Annotated in this window: 23 protein-coding genes and 1 rRNA gene; 2 read left to right on the top strand and 22 right to left on the bottom strand. The window is 35.1% G+C overall.

Translation table 11 applies throughout. The features are described 5' to 3' along the window. Positions 1-111: 111 nt before the first annotated feature. The 18 genes from rplA to HS848_RS00035 all read right to left on the bottom strand — a co-directional run bounded on the left by rplA (position 112) and on the right by HS848_RS00035 (position 16,820). Entirely contained in the window at positions 112-807 is a 696-nt protein-coding gene (rplA, locus tag HS848_RS00120) for a 50S ribosomal protein L1 (protein WP_103166434.1), read from the bottom strand. Between the two features lie 221 nt (positions 808-1,028). After that, positions 1,029-1,451 carry a 50S ribosomal protein L11 gene (gene rplK / locus HS848_RS00115; RefSeq protein ID WP_198610829.1) on the bottom strand — a complete coding sequence of 141 codons (423 nt, stop codon included), beginning with the start codon at positions 1,449-1,451 and terminating at the stop codon, positions 1,029-1,031. Positions 1,452-1,899: 448 nt separating this feature from the next. Next, on the bottom strand, positions 1,900-2,448 hold the full coding sequence (nusG, locus tag HS848_RS00110; protein ID WP_103166436.1) for a transcription termination/antitermination protein NusG: 549 nt from the start codon (positions 2,446-2,448) through the stop codon (positions 1,900-1,902). Between the two features lie 17 nt (positions 2,449-2,465). Further along, a complete protein-coding gene (secE, locus tag HS848_RS00105) occupies positions 2,466-2,666 on the bottom strand; it encodes a preprotein translocase subunit SecE (protein ID WP_107507836.1) in 201 nt (66 codons plus the stop codon). Positions 2,667-2,725: 59 nt separating this feature from the next. Beyond that, the gene (gene rpmG / locus HS848_RS00100) at positions 2,726-2,869 is read right to left on the bottom strand and encodes a 50S ribosomal protein L33 (protein ID WP_107507835.1); all 144 of its coding nucleotides are present in this window, start codon (positions 2,867-2,869) and stop codon (positions 2,726-2,728) included. Positions 2,870-3,009: 140 nt separating this feature from the next. Beyond that, positions 3,010-3,606, bottom strand: coding sequence for a sigma-70 family RNA polymerase sigma factor (locus HS848_RS00095; RefSeq protein ID WP_198610828.1), 597 nt, complete (start codon positions 3,604-3,606; stop codon positions 3,010-3,012). Positions 3,607-3,676: 70 nt separating this feature from the next. Beyond that, on the bottom strand, positions 3,677-4,204 hold the full coding sequence (locus HS848_RS00090; protein WP_198610827.1) for an NYN domain-containing protein: 528 nt from the start codon (positions 4,202-4,204) through the stop codon (positions 3,677-3,679). Then, positions 4,201-4,950 carry a 23S rRNA (guanosine(2251)-2'-O)-methyltransferase RlmB gene (rlmB, locus tag HS848_RS00085; protein WP_107507832.1) on the bottom strand — a complete coding sequence of 250 codons (750 nt, stop codon included), beginning with the start codon at positions 4,948-4,950 and terminating at the stop codon, positions 4,201-4,203. The genes HS848_RS00090 and rlmB overlap by 4 nt, the downstream gene beginning before the upstream one ends. A gap of 8 nt (positions 4,951-4,958) precedes the next feature. Then, on the bottom strand, positions 4,959-5,345 hold the full coding sequence (locus tag HS848_RS00080; protein ID WP_198610826.1) for a Mini-ribonuclease 3: 387 nt from the start codon (positions 5,343-5,345) through the stop codon (positions 4,959-4,961). Position 5,346: 1 nt separating this feature from the next. Beyond that, positions 5,347-6,747, bottom strand: a complete 1,401-nt coding sequence (gene cysS / locus HS848_RS00075) for a cysteine--tRNA ligase (RefSeq protein ID WP_198610825.1) — start codon at positions 6,745-6,747, stop codon at positions 5,347-5,349. Next, the gene (cysE, locus tag HS848_RS00070) at positions 6,731-7,372 is read right to left on the bottom strand and encodes a serine O-acetyltransferase (RefSeq protein WP_107507830.1); all 642 of its coding nucleotides are present in this window, start codon (positions 7,370-7,372) and stop codon (positions 6,731-6,733) included. The genes cysS and cysE overlap by 17 nt, the downstream gene beginning before the upstream one ends. Before the next feature lie 410 nt (positions 7,373-7,782). After that, entirely contained in the window at positions 7,783-9,237 is a 1,455-nt protein-coding gene (gene gltX / locus HS848_RS00065) for a glutamate--tRNA ligase (RefSeq protein ID WP_198610824.1), read from the bottom strand. A gap of 372 nt (positions 9,238-9,609) precedes the next feature. Next, positions 9,610-10,677, bottom strand: coding sequence for a PIN/TRAM domain-containing protein (locus tag HS848_RS00060; protein ID WP_198610823.1), 1,068 nt, complete (start codon positions 10,675-10,677; stop codon positions 9,610-9,612). A gap of 26 nt (positions 10,678-10,703) precedes the next feature. Next, the gene (radA, locus tag HS848_RS00055) at positions 10,704-12,068 is read right to left on the bottom strand and encodes a DNA repair protein RadA (RefSeq protein ID WP_107507827.1); all 1,365 of its coding nucleotides are present in this window, start codon (positions 12,066-12,068) and stop codon (positions 10,704-10,706) included. A gap of 211 nt (positions 12,069-12,279) precedes the next feature. Continuing rightward, complete coding sequence (locus HS848_RS00050; RefSeq protein ID WP_198610822.1) at positions 12,280-14,754, bottom strand: ATP-dependent Clp protease ATP-binding subunit; 2,475 nt, start codon at positions 14,752-14,754, stop codon at positions 12,280-12,282. A 15-nt stretch (positions 14,755-14,769) separates the two neighbouring features. Further along, positions 14,770-15,777 (bottom strand): protein arginine kinase, encoded by a 1,008-nt coding sequence (locus HS848_RS00045; protein WP_198610821.1) that lies wholly within the window; start codon positions 15,775-15,777, stop codon positions 14,770-14,772. After that, positions 15,770-16,333 (bottom strand): UvrB/UvrC motif-containing protein, encoded by a 564-nt coding sequence (locus tag HS848_RS00040; RefSeq protein ID WP_198610820.1) that lies wholly within the window; start codon positions 16,331-16,333, stop codon positions 15,770-15,772. Before HS848_RS00040 ends, HS848_RS00045 begins: the two co-directional genes overlap by 8 nt. Before the next feature lie 25 nt (positions 16,334-16,358). Then, complete coding sequence (locus tag HS848_RS00035) at positions 16,359-16,820, bottom strand: CtsR family transcriptional regulator (protein WP_107507823.1); 462 nt, start codon at positions 16,818-16,820, stop codon at positions 16,359-16,361. 155 nt (positions 16,821-16,975) lie between these two features. Between HS848_RS00035 and HS848_RS00030 the strand changes: the two genes are divergently transcribed. Next, positions 16,976-18,190 (top strand): NupC/NupG family nucleoside CNT transporter, encoded by a 1,215-nt coding sequence (locus HS848_RS00030; RefSeq protein WP_198610819.1) that lies wholly within the window; start codon positions 16,976-16,978, stop codon positions 18,188-18,190. Between the two features lie 79 nt (positions 18,191-18,269). Here the strand turns inward: HS848_RS00030 and pdxT are convergent, their stop codons facing one another. Next, positions 18,270-18,824, bottom strand: coding sequence for a pyridoxal 5'-phosphate synthase glutaminase subunit PdxT (gene pdxT / locus HS848_RS00025; RefSeq protein ID WP_198610818.1), 555 nt, complete (start codon positions 18,822-18,824; stop codon positions 18,270-18,272). 3 nt (positions 18,825-18,827) lie between these two features. Next, positions 18,828-19,715 carry a pyridoxal 5'-phosphate synthase lyase subunit PdxS gene (gene pdxS, locus HS848_RS00020; protein ID WP_107507820.1) on the bottom strand — a complete coding sequence of 296 codons (888 nt, stop codon included), beginning with the start codon at positions 19,713-19,715 and terminating at the stop codon, positions 18,828-18,830. 97 nt (positions 19,716-19,812) lie between these two features. Between pdxS and pdxR the strand changes: the two genes are divergently transcribed. After that, the gene (pdxR, locus tag HS848_RS00015; RefSeq protein WP_198610817.1) at positions 19,813-21,177 is read left to right on the top strand and encodes a MocR-like pyridoxine biosynthesis transcription factor PdxR; all 1,365 of its coding nucleotides are present in this window, start codon (positions 19,813-19,815) and stop codon (positions 21,175-21,177) included. 344 nt (positions 21,178-21,521) lie between these two features. Here the strand turns inward: pdxR and fosB are convergent, their stop codons facing one another. Together fosB and rrf are read right to left on the bottom strand one after the other, a co-directional pair. Beyond that, on the bottom strand, positions 21,522-21,941 hold the full coding sequence (gene fosB, locus HS848_RS00010; RefSeq protein WP_198610816.1) for a FosB/FosD family fosfomycin resistance bacillithiol transferase: 420 nt from the start codon (positions 21,939-21,941) through the stop codon (positions 21,522-21,524). A 409-nt stretch (positions 21,942-22,350) separates the two neighbouring features. Continuing rightward, a 5S ribosomal RNA gene (rrf, locus tag HS848_RS00005) occupies positions 22,351-22,465 on the bottom strand. Positions 22,466-22,560: the final 95 nt, after the last annotated feature.

Raw genomic sequence — 22,560 nt, 5'->3', positions numbered from 1 at the left:
AAAAATAATTTCTTATCTTGAAAGTTAGTTTGTTTGTTTGATAGTAGTTAATTTTCAAAAAAACTGGTGGTGCATGCACACTACCAGTTTTATCTATATCATTAATTTAAATTATAATTTGAATGATGAAGTATCAATTTTAACTCCAGGACCCATTGTTGTAGTTACAGCAACAGATTTGAAGTAAGTACCTTTAGCTGAAGATGGTTTAGCTTTTGCTAAAACGTCTTGTAAAGCTTTGAAGTTTTCAACTAATTTTTCATCGCTAAATGAAACTTTACCGATTGAAGCATGTACGATACCAGCTTTTTCAGCACGGTATTCAACTTTACCAGCTTTGATTTCTTCTACAGCTTTTTTAACGTCCATAGTTACTGTGCCAGTTTTAGGGTTAGGCATTAATCCTTTAGGTCCTAATACACGACCTAATTTACCAACTTCGCCCATCATATCTGGAGTAGCTACTACTACGTCAAAGTCGAACCAACCTTGTTGGATTTTTTGTACATAGTCAGATTCACCTACGTAATCTGCTCCTGCTTCTTCTGCTTCAGTGATTTTGTCACCTTTAGCAAATACTAATACACGTTGTGATTTACCAGTACCGTTTGGTAGTACTACTGCACCACGGATTTGTTGGTCATTTTTACGTGTATCAATTCCTAAACGGAAAGCTACTTCAACTGATGCATCAAAGTTAGCAATGCTTGTTTCTTTAGCTAAGCTAATTGCTTCTTCAACACTGTAGTGTTGAGTACGATCAACTTTATTAGCTGCTTCTTGATACTTTTTACCTTTTTTAGCCATTTATTGTTCCTCCTTTAGTGGTTTTAGCGGAATTTCCTCCCACGCTTACTTGTGTGTCACACAAGTTAAGAGCAGATAACAGATGAATGCCTTAACTTTTTGTAAACTAATAAAAGTTTACTCATTTCTCAGACTAATCATAGACAATATGATTCGTTGTCATTTCTGTTACCTGCTATCGTCTATCAGTTATTTCAAAGTTAAACTTTTGTATTCGATAATTATTGTACAGTGATACCCATACTACGAGCAGTACCTTCGATAATACGCATAGCTGCTTCTTCGTCTGCAGCGTTTAAGTCTTGCATTTTGCTTTGAGCAATTTCACGTACTTGATTTTTAGTTACTGTAGCAACTTTAGTTTTGTTAGGTTCACCAGAACCTTTTTCAATACCAGCTGCTTTTTTAAGTAGTACTGGAGCCGGTGGAGTTTTAGTAATGAATGTAAATGAACGGTCTTCATATACACTGATTTCTACCGGAATGATTAAACCTGCTTGTTCTTGCGTACGTGCATTGAATTCTTTACAGAATCCCATAATATTCACACCTGCTTGACCTAATGCTGGACCAACTGGTGGTGCTGGGTTTGCTTTACCTGCAGGAATTTGTAATTTAACTACTTTTTCTACTTTTTTAGCCACGATGTGCACCTCCTTGATATCGTGATGTGGTCACAGGGCTCAGTTTTGCCCTCCCACTCATAAACATTTCGTGACGAAATGAGCGTTATAAAAACGCGACCACATTATTTTAACACTGAATATACGTAAAAAGCAATAGTAAAATTTCATCTTTATTTGTATTTCAGTGAGAGCGACGACAGAAATCTAGGGAGTGGAACAGAAATCTAATGTAATTTCAAAGATTTCGTCGTCCCACCCCGGCAAGTTTGACTAGGAATGAAGAAAGTGAGGCTCGAGCGCCTCTTCATTTCAGACAACTACTGCCAAATTCCAAAGACTTCGTCGTCTCGCCATGGCAAGGTTGACTAGAGATGAAGAAAGTACGGTTTCAACGTACCTTCTTCACAGTCAACAATACCAAAACTAAAGCTGAGCCATTTTTATATTAATGCCTCAACTCTATCTTTTATAGCTTTTCGATTTGATCAAATTCAACTTCTACTGGTGTTTCTCTACCAAACATATCTACTAGTACAGTTAATTTGAATTTATCTGGTTCGATTTCTTGAACTTCACCGACTTGGTTAGCAAATGGACCTGATTTAATTCGAACTTGTTCACCCACGTCTAATTCAACGTCGATTGTTTTTTCTTTAAGTCCCATTTGTTTTAAGATAAATCTCATTTCTTCAGGTAGTAATGGGTTTGGTTTAGATCCAGCTCCAGCTGAACCTACGAAACCTGTAACACCTGGTGTATTACGTACTACGTACCATGACTCATCTGTCATTACTAATTCTACTAATACGTAACCAGGAAATGTTTTTTTAACTTGTTTCTTAGCTTTACCATCTTTAACTTGGGTTTCTTCTTCTTCTGGTATGACAACTCTAAAAATCTGTTCTGTCATATTCATTGATTCTACTCTTTTTTCTAAATTCTTTTTAACCTTGTTCTCATATCCAGAATATGTATGCACAGCATACCAACGCTTTGCGCCAACCTCTTCAGACATGTTGTCACTCCTTACTCTTATCTAAATAATTCTATTAAATTACCAATACCTAAGTCTAATACCCAGAAAAAGATCATGAAGAAAATTACTGTAGATACTACAATTACAGTATATTTAAAAAGTTCTTCTTTTGTAGGCCAACTTGTTTTTTCCATTTCACTTTTTACGCCTTGGAAGAAACTTTCTTTTTCTTTACCTGTGCCTTTATCTTTAGCCATCAAAATTACCTCCACACTCACGCTTAATTAGCCATTCGCTATAATAACATTGTTCGCTATTACTTTGACTCTTTATGAATCGTATGTGCATTACATCTTGAACAATACTTTTTTAACTCTAATCTTATTGCAGATTTTTCGTTTTTCGGAACGGTATAATTTCTATTACCGCAAACTTCACAAATTAAAGGTACTTTTTTCACTACTATTCACCTTTGCTCATTTTAATACCAGTATACTATACATAAATCTAACATTAAATGTCAAACAGCTATAGTTTGAAACCCCGATACATTCTACTTAAAATAAGAACGTTTCACTTAATCATCAACCATCAGCAAGACTACTGCATTGAATCATAATATTTTGTTAAATAATCTTTCATTTTCATTTTACAACGTTGAATAGTATTGTAAACTACTTTATCTTTCACACCTAATGCCTCGGCTATTTCTATTGGCGAATAATCCAACAACATTAGCTTAGCTACACGGCTTTCCAACTTGCTCAAACGACCCAAACTACGTTCTAATTGTTCTCTTTGTTCTTGTCTTAGATATGCTTCTTCCGTTTTCTTTGCAAAATGATTCGATTGATAAGTCACGATGTATTCATTAATAAATGTATCTTGCTTATGAAGTTCAGTATATTTTTTTCTCCAAAAATCTTTCTTCATCGAGTAAACTATACAATTCAAATAATGTTCAAACGGTATCCCCATATTAAAATCAAATGTTGGTAAAGCCAAATAAATTCTAATCATTATTTCTTGCATCAAATCTTTAAGATCTTCTTCAACAGTACCTAAACTTCTAAACTTTATAAAAAGAATAGGTTGTAAATGACGAACGATTTGAGTAAATACTTGCTCGCGCTCATAAGCATTATGACTACATTGAAATTGTTTAAATAGCTCTTCTAGTTGTAATTGTTGCACCATAAACTATACCTTTCGCGTTAAATTAGCCATAGTTTATATGAAACAATCTTTAACTTACAAGAGCGCTATTTTAGTCCTTTTTATGGTTGCCACGTCTAATTTTCTCAAATTCTACAAGTACATCATTAGATAACGAAATTCGAGTTCTTGGTTTACTTTCAATTATGTTGTCTAACGATTTACTTACCGTAATTTCGTTTTCTTTTAAATCACGCCACATTTCTCTAGAAGATACTCGGTATGCCCCGGCTCCGAAAATAGCATGTTGTTCACTCATATCACTCGTTACCACTGTAATATGCGTTGTATGTTTATTATATAGGTTATAAACATAGCGTTCTATATAGCTATCTGCTGTTTCCTTTTCCTTAGTGAAGACCGTCTTAACACCATGATAAATGTATTCTCTTTCAATACCAGATTGTTCATATGCATCGAACACACATACAATTTCATCTGCTACTACGGCGTTATAATTGGCGATAGCATCTAAGAGTTGTTCTCGTGCCTCTTGCAAATTGTCTCGAGCAATCCTACTAAGCTCAGGTGATTGGCCTATCATGTTATAGCCATCAATGATTAAGTATCTATCCTTCATGCTTGTTCTCCGACTTGATGTCTTTTACGATACACTTCATACATCATTAAACTTGCTGCTACAGAGGCATTCAGACTATTTACATGACCTACCATTGGAATCTTTATATAAAAGTCACATTTATCTTTAACGAGTCTACTCATACCTTGGCCTTCACTACCAATAACAATTGCTAATGGCATATCCGCCGCCATGTCTCTATAATCAGTTGCGTTATCCGCTTCGGCTCCGGCCACCCAGTAACCATTGTCTTTTAACTCATCAATCGTTTTCGATAAGTTAGTGACACGCATAACGGGAACATGTTGAATCGCTCCAGTTGAAGCTTTAGCCACAGTTTGTGTTAGTGCTACTGAGCGTCTTTTAGGAATGATAACACCATCAACCCCGCTTGCATCCGCTGTTCTTAAAATTGAACCTAAATTATGAGGATCTTCTAAACCGTCTAAAATGACAACAGTTGATAGACCTTCTTTTTCTTTTTGAGTTTTAATAAACTGATCAAAATCTGCATATTCGTATGGTGCAATTAATGCTGCTACCCCTTGATGAGGTGCATCTGCTAAATTATCTATTTTAGATTTTGGTACTGTTTGAACAATCAATTTTTGCTCTTTTGCATTTTGTAAAATGTCATTGATTTGTTGCTTTCTAATACCTTCTTGAATCCAAATTTTATTTATTGTATGGCCAGAAACAATTGCTTCTTTTACAGCATGTCTACCGACAATTACGATATCTTCCATTGTTCTCACTACCTTTCATTCACTGTTTGAACAATCGTATCAAGTAAATTCTTCAATCTATCTTCTTGATGTTCTAAATATAAAAAGCCTATCACTGCTTCTAAGCCTGAACTTTTACGATATGTTTGTATATCTGTATTTTTAGCTTTCGTATGACTTTTAGCATTGCGTCCTCGTTTCACAATGTCTAATTCTTCATCTGTAAACCAACCTGTTTCAATAAGCGTTTCAAGCGTTTGTGCCTGACTCTTAGCAGACACATAGCTTTTTGAAACGTGATGTAAACGATTGGGCTTACTTTGTAACTTAAGCACAATATATTCTCTTACATGTTGATCTAACACGGCGTCGCCCATATAAGCCAAAGTTAAAGGATTTAATAATTTAATATTCATCTTAACCACGTTTGAAACGCACACCTTGTGGCGTATCTTCTAAAATAATATTTTGTTCTTTTAACATATCTCTAATTTCATCTGCACGCGCAAAATCTTTGTTCTTACGTGCTTCATTACGTTCTTCGATTAATTTTTCGATATCTTCATCAAGTAACATGTCAGATTCTTTCCCTTTAAGTGGAACGCCAAGCACATCACTAAAGATTTGATAAACGTCTTTAAATCGTTGAATCACTTTAGTAGACGTTGTGTTTTCTAACACATATTTATTTGCTAATTTAGTTAAGTCGTACCAAGCTGTAACTGCATTGGCAGTGTTAAAGTCATCATCCATAACCGTTTCGAATTGTTCTAAAATGTGATCTACTTGTTCAACGTAATCAGCTTGGTCTGCAATATCTGTAGCTATTGTTTCTCGTTCCTCAATCAATTTATAGCTATTGCGAATACGTTCTAAACCACTCTTAGCCGCATTAACAAGTTCTAAATTATAGTTAATAGGACTTCTATAATGGACACTAATCATAAAGAAACGTAAGACGTCTGGGTCAACTTCTTTGATTATATCGTGTACTAAAATAAAGTTGCCTAGTGATTTACTCATTTTTTCATTATCAATATTAATGAATCCATTGTGCATCCAATAGTTCGCAAATGGCGCATGGTTATGTGCTTCTGATTGAGCGATTTCATTTTCATGGTGTGGGAATTGTAAATCTGATCCCCCAGCATGGATATCAATCGTCTTACCTAATTCGTGATACGCCATAACTGAACATTCAATATGCCAGCCTGGACGACCTTCGCCAAATGGACTTTCCCAACTTATTTCACCTGGTTTCGCTTTTTTCCATAGTGTGAAGTCTAGGGCGTCTTCTTTTTGTTCACCTGCTTCAATACGTGCGCCTACTTTTAAATCGTCGATAGATTGATGACTTAATTTACCATAGCCCTCAAACTCACGAGTTCTAAAGTAAACGTCACCGTCACTTTCATAAGCATAGCCTTCATCAACTAATTTTTTAATAAATGCAATAATTTCATCCATATGATTCATTACACGTGGATTAGAAGACGCTTTTTTTACATTTAAAGCACCTACATCTTCATAAAACGCTTTAATATATTTATCAGCAATTTCAGGTACGCTTTCGTTCAATTCTTTAGAACGTTTAATCAATTTATCGTCAACGTCTGTGAAGTTTGAAACATAAGTTACTTCATAGCCTTTGTACTCGAAATAACGACGTACGACGTCATAGTTAATTGCTGGTCGCGCGTTACCAATGTGGATATAGTTATATACTGTTGGACCACATACATACATTTTTACCTTACCTGGTTCGATAGGTTTAAACGTCTCTTTCTGACGAGTTAATGTATTATATAATGTAATCATCTTTAATCTCTCCGTTCTTAGCTTTTTCAAGTTGTTTCTCTAGTTGCTTAATTTGTTCATATAATGGGTCAGGTAAATTACGGTGATCGAATGTTTTACCAATGCGTTTACCTTGTTGCTTAACAATATGACCTGGAATACCGACAACAGTTGTATAGCTTGGAACTGATTGTAAAACAACTGAATTTGCGCCGATATTAACATTTGAATCGATTTGAATATTGCCTAAAATTTTTGATCCTGCTGCTATTAATACATTGTCGCCAATATCTGGGTGTCGTTTGCCTTTTTCTTTACCCGTACCACCTAATGTTACGCCTTGATAAATCGTCACATTATCTCCAATAGTACATGTTTCTCCAATAACTACCCCCATGCCGTGGTCAATGAATAAACGTTTGCCAATTCTAGCACCTGGATGAATTTCAATCCCTGTGAAAAATCGTGAAATTTGAGATATGATTCTAGCTAATACATACCGCTTTTTATTATACAATTTATGCGCAATTAAGTGACTCCACACCGCATGTAAACCCGCATATGTTGTAATCACTTCAAATGTTGTACGTGCTGCTGGATCTTGTTCAAACACCATTTTCACATCGTCTCTAATTCTTTTTATCAAGACTGTCGCCCCCTCAGTTTTTTTAAAAGTAATAAATCCAACTCTTTCAACTACTAAAACTTCAAATAGATTAGTAAAATAGCGCCCCTAACACTGTAATAGATGCTAGAGGCGCTATCGCACGGTTCCACTCTGTATTTTAGACAAGACATACTCAACAATAATCAACTTTCAAGTCGATTACCTAGCAAGTCTTTATCATACTCATTTCTTTATTAACTTAAATTATACAAAGGTGCATTCAATATCGACTATGATGTGCTCACAGCAACCGCACACTCTCTGAATTCATGGTCATATATTTACTAATCCTTTGAAACACTTTCAACCTAATCATATGAGCTTTAGGATAATTTTTCAAGTCTAATTATACTTAATTTTCACCTTTAAAAAATTATATCCACTCATTTTTAAACGTATTGTTTTAAACGTGATAAAACTTTATCTCTACCTAATACTTCAATTGTATTTGGTAATTCAGGTCCATGCATTTGGCCAGTTACCGCTACACGGATAGGCATAAATAATTGTTTACCTTTGATACCTGTTTCTTTTTGAACTTCTTTTATTGTTTTCTTAATTTCAGCAGCTTCGAAAGGTTCTAAAGCTTCTAATTTGCCATATAAATGACTCATTAATTCTGGAACTTGGTCTCCATTAATCACTTCTTGTTCTTCTTCGCCTAATTCAGGCATTTCTTTAAAGAACATCTCAGATAATGGCACAATTTCTCCAGCATAACTCATTTCTTTTTGATAAAGTGCTACAAGTTTGCGACCCCAATCTTGATCCTCTTCGCTAGGATCTTCAGGAATTAAGTTTGCTTTAATTAAATGAGGTAATGCAAGTTGGAATACTGTTTCAGTATCTTTAGTCTTCATATATTGGTTGTTAACCCAAGCAAGTTTTTGTCTATCAAACATTGCTGGTGATTTAGAAAGACGTTTTTCATCAAAGATTTTAATAAATTCTTCTTTAGAATAAATTTCATCTTCGCCTTCAGGTGACCAACCTAATAATGTAATAAAGTTAAATAATGCTTCTGGTAAGTATCCTAAATCACGGTATTGCTCGATGAATTGTAAGATTTGACCATCACGTTTACTTAATTTTTTACGTTCTTCATTAACAATTAATGACATATGACCAAAACGAGGTGGTTCCCAACCAAATGCTTCATAAATCATTAATTGTTTAGGTGTATTAGACACGTGGTCATCTCCACGGATAACATCTGTAATTTCCATATAATGATCGTCGATTGCTACTGCAAAGTTATAAGTTGGAATACCATCTTTCTTCACAATAACCCAGTCGCCCATATTGTTAGAGTCAAATGAGATTTCACCTTTAACCATGTCATTGAACGTATACGTTTGATCTTGAGGTACACGGAATCTAATTGCCGGTTTACGACCTTCCGCTTCAAATTGTTGGCGTTCTTCTTCAGTTAAATGAGCGTGTTTACCACCATAACGAGGCATTTCACCACGCGCTAATTGTTCTTCACGTTCTTTTTCTAACTCATCTTCAGTCATATAACATTTATAAGCTTTGTCTTCATCTAATAATTGTTGAATTAATGGATTGTAAATATCTCCACGTTCAGACTGACGATAAGGACCATAACCTTTATCTTTGTCGATAGATTCGTCCCAGTCTAGTCCTAACCATCTTAAATTATCAAATTGTGAAGATTCACCATCTTCAAGGTTACGTTTACTATCTGTATCTTCTATACGTACGACGAAATCACCATCGTAGTGTTTAGCAAATAAATAGTTAAATAATGCTGTTCTCGCATTACCAATGTGTAAGTATCCAGTTGGACTTGGCGCATATCTCACTCTTACGCGTTCACTCATTATATTCACTCCTATAATATTGATTTATTCTTAAATAACGAATTCGTTCATTTTATCTAATATTGACGGATATTAAACGTCTTACCTTCGTATTTATAACTCGTTAAGAAACATCTTCTTTCCATTAGAAAAAAGCTATCCCAAACCATCATTAATGACTCGTTTTCGAATAACTTTCCTCTCCATTCTCATGTTAGATAAAACTTCGCATTTCTACATTATTGTAGCACTAAATATGTACTTTGATAAGTCACATGTTCTTGCTCAACTTCCGTTCATCACTACTTCTTTAAGTCGACATAATCCCGGACTTTATTTTTGAAAAGTGTCGCACTAAAGCCGACGTTTCACATGAAACGCTATGTGCCATACCTACACTATGTCGTCTATCTTTTTAGCAAATATAATACGTCCTGAAGAAGTTTGTAATAAACTAATCACTTCTAAATCGACATGTTTACCTACAAGTTGCTTAGCATTATCGACAACAACCATTGTGCCGTCATCAAGATAACCTACGCCTTGACCAGGCTCTTTGCCCATTTTAGTAAGTAAAATATTAATGTGGTCGCCTTGGTGTAAATTCGGTTTAATCGCCTCAGATAAATCATTAACGTTCAACGCTTTAATCCTTTGTACATGACATACTTTATTCAAGTTAAAATCAGTTGTAATAACATGGGCATGATATGTCTGAGCTAACTTAATTAATAATTCGTCTATGTCACTATGCGATGTTTGTGGATGAATTACATGTGTCGGATAATCTAAGTCATGTAATTGATTTAAGATATCTAAACCGCGTTGTCCTTTTTCACGTTTAACACTATCATTAGCATCAGCCACTACTTGTAATTCATTAATCACGCCTTGTGGAATGAGAATTTCACCGTCAATAAACCCACACCGTATAATATCTAAAATACGGCCATCAATAATTGCACTTGTGTCTAATAATTTAGGCACTGCGCTGACATTACTTTTAGACATAGAGCGCGCCATATTCTCAGGCAAAAACGACAGCATCTCATCGCGCTTTTTCAAACCAAATTGGAACCCCAAATAACACAATAAGAGTGTGATAATGAGCGGTATCAGATGATTTAAGATAGAGTTGCCAATAATTTCTAAAATAAAGGACGCCATTACTGAAATAAATAGTCCGATGATTAGGCCTAGTGTCGCAAATAAAATTTCTACTGCACTACGTCGCATAATCCAATGTTCCGCCGTTTTAAGCGTACGTGTGACTTTATTAATAAACAATCCAAATATTAGGAAGAAAAGAAGTATACCAATTAAACCATCAACGTAATAATTGGTTAAAATAGGATAGTTATTAATATTTAAGTCACGCACTATTTCTGGTATCAACAAAATACCGAGAGCAGCTCCAAGAATAATGTAGATAATGACTACTATTCCTTTTAAAACTTTCATAAATTTCACCTCTTTTGCTATCCTATTTAAGATTTAAACGCATATTTAAGCGCTTCATGAACGGTAGACACACCTACTACGCGAATACCTTCAGGAAACGTCCATCCTCCGATATTTGTTTGTGGAATAACCACTCTTTCAAATCCTAACTTAGCGGCCTCTTGCACACGTTGTTCGATGCGAGATACACGTCTCACTTCTCCCGTTAAGCCGACTTCACCAATATAACAATCTAAGCCATCTACTGCTTTGTCTTTAAAGCTAGAAGCTGTTGCTACGATGATACTTAAATCTACTGCCGGTTCAGTTAAACGGACGCCACCAGCCACTTTGATATAGGCATCTTGTTGTTGAAGTAAATAATTCTCCTTCTTCTCTAGAACTGCCATTAATAAACTCAATCGATTATGGTCAATACCTGTGGCCATACGTCGTGGATTGTTAAAGGTAGTTGGTGTTACTAAAGACTGTACTTCAATAAGTAACGGTCGTGTGCCTTCCATAGTTGCTACAATTGTCGAACCAGGTACATTGGTCGAACGTTCTTCTAAAAACATTTCAGATGGGTTTTGAACACCTTTTAAACCACTTTGTTTCATTTCGAAAATGCCCATTTCATTAGTTGAACCAAAGCGGTTTTTAACTGCTCTCAAAATTCGGTAGGCATGGTGTTCATCACCTTCAAAATACAATACCGTATCTACCATATGTTCTAATAAACGTGGCCCAGCAATTTGACCTTCTTTCGTTACATGTCCAACAATAAAAGTCGCAATATTCATTTGTTTAGCAATATTCATCAAGCTCTGTGTACTTTCTCGAACTTGTGATACTGAACCAGGTGCCGAACTAATCTCAGGGTGATAAATAGTTTGAATTGAATCCACGACTAATATATCGGGTTGTTCTTGTTGAACGGTCTGGTGAATAACTTCTAAATCTGTTTCAGCTAAAACATTTAAATTACTCGAATCTTCTTCTAAACGCTCAGCACGTAATTTAGTTTGATTGAGTGATTCTTCACCTGTTATGTATAAAACATTCAACTTTTGTGATAATGATGCGCAAATTTGTAGTAATAACGTGGACTTCCCAATACCTGGGTCCCCGCCGATTAATACTAAAGATCCACTAACAATTCCTCCGCCTAATACACGGTTAAATTCTGTCGATGCTGTTTGTACTCTTGGAGTTGCTTCATGCTTAATACTGTTTAATTTTTGTACTTTTGCGCTCGACTCTTTCGCCTTCACGCCATGTTTAGGATTTGAAGCTTTCTCTACAATTTCCTCCATTTGGTTCCATGCGCCACAATTCGGACATTTACCCATCCATTTTGGAGATTGATAGCCACAAGCCATACATTCGAAAATTACTTTCTTTTTGGCCAAAATTGCACCCCCGATTTTTCTTTGAACAAATCTATTTTATATGTATAGGGTAATAATGACAAATGTAAAGACAGATAAGAGACTAAAGACCTTTATGTAATTACGTTCGTTTTTTAATTGAGCCTTTATTTTCAATATTAATATAAAAAAAGTGAGAACAGAAATCTTAATTATAAAGATTTCTGTCTCACTCTTCTACTACGGCATTGTTCTATGCTTCAGTTTCAGATGTTTCTTTTTCATCTTTTGAAGATGCAGCGTCTCTATCATGGATGTCATATTTAAATTCTTTATCATCATGATCGATGATAACTTCTTTACCTTCAATTTTATTGCCGTCTAAAATTAATTCACTAAGGTTATCTTCTACTGTTTTTTGGATAGCTCTGATTAATGGACGCGCACCATATTCAGGGTCATAACCTTCTTCGGCGATTTTTTCTTTCGCTTTATCAGTAACTTTGATATTAATGTCTTGTTCTGAAAGACGTTTAGTTAATTTATTAACCATCATTGTTACAATTTCTTTTAATTCATCTTTAGACAGTTTGTGGAAGACGATAATATCATCTACACGGTTTAAGAATTCTGGACGGAATGCATTTTTAAGTTCTTTCATCATTGTTTTACGAATTGTTTCGTAGTCATGACCTTCTGAACCGCCACCGAATCCTGCAAAGCGTTGGTCTTGTAACTCTTGTGCTCCAACGTTTGATGTCATAATAATCACAGTGTTACGGAAGTCTACTTGACGACCTTTTGTATCTGTTAAATGACCATCATCTAATACTTGTAAAAGAATGTTGAATACATCTGGATGTGCTTTTTCAATTTCATCGAATAGAATAACTGAATAAGGTTTACGTCTTACTTTTTCAGTTAATTGGCCACCATCATCATGACCTACATAGCCTGGAGGCGCTCCGACTAAACGGCTCACTGCATGTTTCTCCATAAATTCACTCATGTCGACACGAATCATTGCATCTTCTTCACCGAACATTGATTCAGCTAAAGCACGTGCTAATTCAGTTTTACCTACGCCTGTTGGTCCTAAGAAGATAAAGCTACCAATTGGACGTTTAGGATCTTTTAAGCCTGCACGTGCACGACGTACCGCTTTACTGATAGATGTTACAGCATCGTTTTGGCCGATAACACGACTATGCAGTGTATCTTCTAGATTTAATAAGCGATCTGATTCAGTTTCATTAATTTTAGTTAATGGGATACCAGTCCATCCTGCAATAACCTCTGCAATATCTTCTTGAGATAGTGATGTAGACTGACCACCTTGTGAAGTTTGCCATTCGTTTTTAGCATCTTCATATTGTTTTTCTAATTTAGTTTGTTTATCTCTTAAATTAGCTGCATTTTCAAATTCTTGTGCATGTACAGCTGCATCTTTTTCATTTTTAACTTTTTCGATTTCTTGTTCAATTTCTTTTAAGTTATTAGGTGTTGTATGACTTTTTAGTCGTACTTTTGAACTAGCTTCGTCTATTAAGTCAATCGCTTTGTCTGGTAAGAAGCGATCTGAAATATAACGGTTACTTAATTTTGCAGCCGCTTCAACTGCTTCATCAGAAATATTGATGCGGTGATGTGCTTCGTAACGGTCACGTAAGCCTTTTAAGATAGCAATAGTATCTTCTACAGTAGGTTCACCTACTTGAATAGGTTGGAAACGACGTTCTAACGCAGCATCTTTTTCGATGTTTTTACGATATTCATCTAAAGTCGTTGCACCGATACATTGTAATTCACCACGTGCTAACGCTGGTTTTAAAATATTTGAAGCGTCGATAGCACCTTCAGCACCACCGGCACCTACTAACGTATGCAATTCATCAATGAATAAAATAACATTACCTGCTTGGTGAATTTCTTCCATTACTTTTTTCAAACGTTCTTCAAATTCACCACGATATTTAGTACCAGCTACAACTGTACCCATATCTAATGACATTACACGTTTACTTTTAAGTGACTCTGGTACTTCACTATTCACAATTGCTTGCGCTAAGCCTTCTGCAATGGCTGTTTTACCTACCCCAGGTTCACCAATGAGTACAGGGTTGTTTTTAGTACGACGGCTTAACACTTCAATGACACGTGTAATTTCTTTATCTCTGCCGACTACTGGATCTAACGTACCATCTTTAGCTATTACTGTTAAATCGCGTGCTAAGCTATCTAATGTTGGCGTATTGTTTGATTTGTTAGCTGTTGCATTTTTATTAGTCATTTCTGGACTACCTAAAGCTTTAACAACTTGAGCACGTGCTTTAGTAATGTTTAAATCTAGATTAGCGAATACGCGAGCTGCTACGCCTTCATTTTCACGGATTAGACCTAATAAAATATGCTCAGTACCTACAAAGTTATGGTGTAACTTTCTCGCTTCATCCATTGAAAGTTCAATTACTTTCTTCGCTCTTGGTGTATAGTGCAATGTACCTGTTTGTTCTTGGCCGTGACCAATTAGTTTCTCTACTTCTTCGATGACTTTATCTTCAGTGATATTGAAACTTTCTAATACTTTAGCTGCAATACCTTCTGGTTCTTTCATCAATCCAAGTAATAAGTGTTCTGTACCGATATTAGAATGGTTCAAGCGAATTGCTTCTTCTTGTGCATGTGCTAAAACACGTTGCGCACGTTCAGTTAATCTACCAAATAGCATATATCTTTGTACCTCCTATTTTATATGTTCCCTTAATATATCCGCTCTTTTTTCATTTACTGATATAGTTTCATCTTCATCGTTATATAGGAATGCCGATTGAATACTTACCATTAATTTATTAAACTTAAAATCTTCTAAAGTAAGGTATCCTAAATCAATTCCTAATTTCACTTCACTTAATCGATAAGATGCTTCTTCCATTGAAATCATTCGACAATTTTGCAAAATACCGAGTGAGCGGTAGATGCGGTCTAATGTTTCAAGTTCATTATATTGAGTTAAACGTTCACGAATTTGTATTTCTTCATTAATTATCTGTTGAACAACTTCAGTTAAATTATCAATAATCTCTTCTTCTGTTTTACCAAGTGTGAGTTGATTTGAAACTTGGTAAATATGGCCATAAACTTGTGAGCCTTCTCCATATATACCTCGAATCGTAAAACCGAAACGATTTATCGTTTGGGCGATACGGTTCATACGCTTCATTATAGACAAGCCAGGTAAGTGGAGCATTACACTTGCTCGCATACCCGTACCGATATTTGTTGGACACGTGGTTAAATATCCTAACTGCTCGTCATAGCTAATCTCTAAAAATTCATCGAGTGTATTATCAATCTCAGAAGCTTTGTCATATAGCTCATGAAGCGTTAAGTCATTACCCATTGCTTGAATACGAATATGGTCTTCTTCATTGATCATAATACTTATCGACTCATCTTCGTTTAATAATACTGCTGAAGCTGGCTGTTTGATTAACTCTGGGCTAATAAGATGTTTAGCTACCAACTTCATTTTATTCTGTTGATCCATCATATCGAGACGCATAAGCGATAAATCTGGTAATGCATCTTGAACTTCGTTGATGACCCTAAAGCCGGCTTGCTCAGATGGAAACATTAACGGGTGAACATGGTTCTCTAAGTTTCTGGCTAATCGAATACGCGATGACATCACAATCGGTGACTCGGCAGTTTCTTTCATCCATTCACTTATAGGCGTATTAATATCACTCATTAGGTTCCACCCCACTCTCCTCTTTCAAAGCCTTAATTTCGTCTCTAATTACCGCTGCCTCTTCAAAGTTTTGTTCTTCAATTAAGGTATTTAAATACTTCGTTTTTTCTTCAATTTGTTTCTTGATTGCAAGTTTCTTATGTGAAGAACGAGGTGTTTTACCTACGTGTTCAATTTGTCCTCCTTGCACACGTCTCACAATGTTTACAATGTCATCTTTAAACATCGCATAACAATTGGCACATCCAAATTTCCCTACATGCGCAATATCTTTTAACGTCATGTTACATGTAGGACATCGTTTTTCTTCTTGAAAAGCTACTTCATGAAAATTAATTCCATGTTTAGCCGCCAAATGTTGCAATATCTGTTTTACGACAAATGCTTCTTCAATGTCATCCTGGAACTGTGAATATGAGGAAGTAGAGTCATTCTGTTGCCAAGGGTTATCACCCTCTGCACATATTGAACATACCCATTTTTCAGAAGTTCCTTCTTTACTTTTAACTGTGAGTTTAACCTCTGCTTCATTTAAATGACAATTTTCGCAAAGCACACATAGACACCTCGCTTTTTCTCTATTAATAGTAATTAATAATTGGTAATAATCGTTTCAAGATGTTCGCTCTAATGATATCTCGTGCCACCACGTCCATTTTTAATGTTTCGCGATCGACAATGACGTGAATCATTCGAGCTTCTCTTTCACTAATTAAGCCTTTATCCAATAGACCATCTATAATGTAATATGCCTGTTGTTGTGAGATTGATGGGCCTATTAAACGCATTAAATGATTAATATATCCTGTTGCATCTTTATTTTCAATTTTAGTGATTCGGATGTAACCTCCGCCACCACGTTTACTTTCTATTTCATAGCCATGTTCATTTGTAAATCTTGTTTTAATAACATAATTTAATTGAGAAGGTACACAGTCGAAACGTTGAGCAATATTTGCCCGTTGAATTTCTACCACGTCTTCATTAGTTTCTTCAAATAATTTTTTAATGTACTGTTCTATGATGTCAGACATGTTGTGCATGATTTACCACCTCTTTTGACCTTCTTTGACTATATTATAGGAGCATCTTTGACCTTTTTCAACCAATTTGTTTTTTAATTATTAAAAAATTAGGATGTTACATTTACTAATTTAATGTATTATATTAGGTAAATAAAAGATAAAGGAGTAGAGTTATGCATATTCTCATTGGGATTATTGGGATTATTTTCTTTTTAGCGCTTGCATTCTTATTTAGCTCTGACAGAAAAAATATTCGTTGGCAATATGTGGGTATATTGCTTGTTATCCAACTTGTTTTTGCGTTCATTTTATTAAAAACAACAGCAGGTATTACAGTTATCGGTGGCATTTCAGAGGGATTTAACTACTTATTACAGAAAGCAGCAGAAGGGGTTAACTTTGTATTTGGCGGATTTAAATATGTCGATCCAAAAAATCCACCATTCTTCTTTAACGTACTGTTACCAATCGTCTTTATCTCAGCATTAATCGGTATTTTACAATATACTCGAATTTTGCCATGGATTATTAATGTTTTAGGATTCTTAATCTCTAAAATCAACGGTATGGGACGTTTAGAATCATACAATGCAGTTGCAGCAGCAATCTTAGGACAATCAGAAGTTTTCATTTCTTTAAAAAAACAATTACCTTACATACCTAAACACCGTTTATATACTTTAACGGCTTCGGCAATGTCTACTGTTTCAGCGTCAATCATTGGTGCTTACTTCAGTCTAATTGAACCTAAATATGTCGTTACTGCCGTAGTATTAAACTTATTCGGTGGTTTCATCATCGCATCTATCATTAACCCTTATAAAGTTAATGAAGAAGAAGATAAACTATTAGTTGATGAAAGCGAAACTAGAAATCAATCGTTCTTCGAAATGTTAGGGGAATACATTTTAGACGGTTTCAAAGTTGCCGTTATCGTAGGCGCAATGTTAATCGGTTATATCGCTATTATCGCATTATTAAATGGTATTGTAGGCGGTATATTCAGCCTAATCTCTGGCGGTGCTATTAATTGGGACTTCCAAACATTAATTGGTTTCGTCTTTGCTCCATTAGCCTTCTTAGCTGGTGTACCTTGGCAAGATGCAGTACAGTCTGGGTCAGTTATGGCGACTAAATTATTATCTAACGAATTCGTTGCGATGCAATCACTAGGTGACCTTAAAGGCATCTCTGAGCATGCGAAAGGTGTTACATCAGTATTCTTAGTATCATTCGCTAACTTTAGCTCAATTGGTATTATTTCTGGTGCCATCAAATCACTTAACTCTGAAAAAGGTGACGTCGTAGCTCGCTTTGGTCTTAAGTTATTATTTGGTGCGACATTAGTATCATTTATTTCAGCAACAATCGCAGGTTTCTTTATTTAATAAGATACATTATCACAAAAGCTTTATTCTTAAAAAGGAGGCTACTCGAAATTGAGTAGCCTCCTTTTGTCATACTATTTTACTTTACCATATGGTCTATAAAATATTGTGTCACTCTATAATCATCCGTTAGTTCAGGATGGAAAGAAACACCTAAATATTTATCTTGTTTAACGGCAACAATCTTATCTCCAACTGAACTCAATACTTCTACCCCATTTTCCACACTAGAAATATGAGGGGCTCTAATAAATACGCCGTCAATATCTTCAGCAATACCTTTAATATCGAGTTCAGCTTCAAAACTATCAACTTGTCTACCGAATGAGTTACGCTCTACTGTAATATCTAATTTCTTTAAATAACCCGTTTCGCCTTCCACGTCTTTAGCAAGCACGATGAGCCCTGCGCAAGTTCCAAACATTGGTAAGTCAGATTGTTGTAACTTTTCTTTAAAACCATATAAATCCATTAATCGTCTTAAAGTAGTAGATTCTCCACCAGGAATAATTAATCCATCGATATCGTCTAACTGTTCAACTCTTTTTACAGCAATGCCTTCGTGACCACTAAGTTCAATGTGACGAATGTGTTCACGTACCGCACCTTGTAACGCTAATACACCTATTTTCATATATTACCAACCACGCTCTTGCATACGTTCTTCTAATGAAATTTGGTTAATATCTAAACCTTTCATTGCAGTACCTAGCTCAGCAGCTAATTTTCCAATAAGTTCGTAATCTTGATAGTGTGTAGTGGCTTGTACGATTGCTTTAGCAAATTTTTCAGGATCATCTGATTTGAAAATTCCTGAACCTACAAACACACCGTCAGCGCCTAATTCCATCATTAACGCTGCATCTTGAGGTGTCGCCACGCCACCTGCTGCAAAGTTAACGACTGGTAAACGACCGTTATCTTTAATTTGTTTTAATACTTCGTAAGGCGCACCTAAGTCTTTCGCATATGTCATGATTTCATCATCATTCATTACTACTAAGCGACTCACTTCAGAGTTAACCTTTCTCATGTGTCTAACAGCTTCTACAATATTACCAGTACCTGGTTCCCCTTTAGTACGTAACATTGCTGCACCTTCTCCAATACGACGAGCAGCTTCACCTAAATTACGGCAACCACAAACAAATGGAACTGTAAATTGGTCTTTTCTTAAATGATATTCTTCGTCAGCAGGTGTTAAAACTTCAGACTCATCAATATAGTCTACTCCCATAGCTTCTAATACACGTGCTTCAGTAATATGACCAATACGTGCTTTAGCCATAACAGGGATAGACACTGCATTCATTACTTCTTCTACAATTTTAGGATTAGCGCTACGTGCTACTCCACCAGCTGCTCTAATATCAGATGGTACACGTTCTAAAGCCATTACTGCTACAGCGCCTGCTTCTTCAGCAATTTTAGCTTGTTCTGCATTAACAACGTCCATAATAACGCCGCCTTTTTGCATTTCAGCCATTCCTCGTTTAACTCGTTCAGATCCTACAATTTTAGACATACAATAAACCCCTTTTCCAATTGATTAAACCCATTTTATGATATAAACTGATATTTAAAAAGGTGCAATTTATTTATAAATATAGGGGCCAGTTTATATGTCTAAAAAACAAAAGTTATATTTATCATTGTATAAAAAATTAAAAAATCAAATTATAGAAGGACAATATCAGTCAGATGATAAGTTTCCTTCTAAACGCCAACTTAGTGAACATTTATCATTAAGTCATACCACTATTGAACATGCTTACCAATTACTACTAGATGAAGGCTTTATTTATTCAAAACCACGTTCAGGTTATTATGTTTCAGATATTCAGTCTCTACCTATTATTAATGTACGCGATACTCATACGATTGAAGATACTCCTAATACCGCTGATACCGACTATCAATATTATTTTAATTTAGCAGAAATTGACGCAGAATATTTTCCACTTCATTTATTTAGAAAATATGCAAAAGAAGTCTTCGAGGACGATCAATTAGAACTTTTAGAAAAAGGAGATTTACAGGGGGAGATTGCGTTACGTCAACAAATAGCACATTACTTGTTTAACAGTAGAGGCGTATCATGTCATCCTAATCAAATCATTATTGGTTCCTCTACCGAACAGTTATTAAATATGGTAATAGAACTTCTTAATGATTCATCATTTATTATAGAAAAACCAAGTTATCCACCAATTAAGCATGTATTAGATAAGCAACAACGACCTTATATACAAGCTACTGTCGAAGAAGATGGAATTAACACTAGCGAAGTACTTAATTCAAAAAATGATATTTTATATATCACACCTTCACATCAATTTCCTACCGGATATGTAATGAATTTAAAAAAGCGCACTCAGCTCATAAAATGGTCACACCAAAAAGCCAGTCGCTATATTATTGAAGATGACTATGATTCAGAATTCAGATATTACGGCAAACCTATTTCAGCACTACAAAATTTAGATAAAAAAGACAAAGTAATTTATATAAGTACATTTTCTAAATCACTGTATCCTAGTTGTCGTATTGCTTACATAGTCTTACCTAATACATTGTTAAGTGAATATCATGCTATGGGGCATAAAGAAAGTAATACTGTACCTGTTCATATCCAACAAATCATTGCTAATTTTATGTCTTCTGGTAGCTTCGAAAGACATTTAAATAAAATGCGTAAAATTTATAGGGAAAAACTAAGTTATATTTTAGATAAACTCACGCCTTATCATCATCAACTTCAAATCGAAGGCGCTTTTACAGGTATGCATTTTACTCTTACGGTTAAAAATGGATTGACCTTAGAAGAATGTATAGAACGAGCACAACAACTAAAATTAAAATTGAATGTTTATAACTATGACAATCAACCCCAATATGAACCGAAATTTATACTAGGTTTTGGTGGCATTCCTAACGATCAACTTGAATCCCATACCGATACTTTAATTAAAGCATTAACGATATGAGAGAAGTAAAGTAAGTGAGTGGAGTAGAAGTGATAAGAGACATATCCTTTAAACAAAAAAAGAGATTAAGCAACATGTATTGCTTAATCTGGTTCTATACTAAATCGAACTGATGAAAAAAATCAGTTCGATTTTTTGTGTCTTTAAGAATATAAAAATGGCGCAAATATCTCTATAATTGTAAGTGCCTTAAACCAACAATAAGGAGAGATATTGCGCCTATATCTGATTGTATATCAAAAATACTTGGAATTAAAGATAAAAATAATCAATTAAAATAATACATCAGAAGTTAAGTAATTAATTTATGGTAGAGATTTATTTAAACAATTAAACTTTTTGCCTTATTCATAAAATTTCATATGTCTTTTTTCTTCTTTATAATATTCTAACCTATCTTGCAATGTGCCAGTGTGTAGTTCTAATTTATGACCATCTGGATCCGTAAAATAAATTGATTTTTTATCTCTTTTATTTCTCTCACGACCTTCCAATATATAGACCCCATTCGCTTTTAACCATTTGTACCAATCCTCAAATTCAATTTCTTCGATAGTAAAAGCTATATGTGTATACGAACTGTGTATTTCATTTCTAGGTATATTAGTTTCTTCATTCAAAGCAATCCATATACCACCGATTGTAAAATATGCAGTATGATCACCTTCTACTAAAATTTTACCTTTTAAAATATCTCTATAAAATTTTATAGATGCTTTGATATCTGATACTGAAAAAGTAATGTGATTTATAGATTGAATCATAATATCCCCCCGGGTGTATTTAATTCAATCATATTATAAAAATAGGCATAAAAAAAGAAACCTTTAGGTCCCAATATCGGCTCATCCTCTAGCGGAACGTAATCTGCTACCATCGGCGCTATGGAGCTTCCTTTGCTTTGAGGCAAGCGTTCGCATCTTTCTTCATTTTCGTCTCTCGTTGGCTCATTTAGCCCAACTAAACTCGCTGCTCTCTTTTTCTCAATTCATCAGCTTCAATCGCTTTCTCTTCGCAAAGCTAAATAGACGCTAACGTGTTCACTCCGAAGTTTGTGCCGTTTATTCTTTTAGTTTACTTTCTTTTTGCCTACGGCTTTGATGCTAAATTTAGGCATAAAAAAAGAGACCCTTCGGTCTCAATATCGGCTCATCGCATCCATACGATTTAATTGCCTGGCAACGTCCTACTCTAGCGGAACGTAAATCCCACTACCATCGGCGCTAAGGAGCTTAACTTCTGTGTTCGGCATGGGGACAGGTGTGACCTCCTTGCCATTGTCACCAGACAAGTGAATGAGTATACATTCAAAACTAGATAGTAAGTAAACGATTTTGCGTCGCAAAACGTTGAAATAATAATTGATTAAGTCTTCGATCGATT

It is taken from the genome of Staphylococcus caledonicus (assembly GCF_016238465.1).
GTDB lineage: Bacteria > Bacillota > Bacilli > Staphylococcales > Staphylococcaceae > Staphylococcus > Staphylococcus caledonicus.
This window is presented reverse-complemented; position numbering and strand designations above follow the sequence as displayed.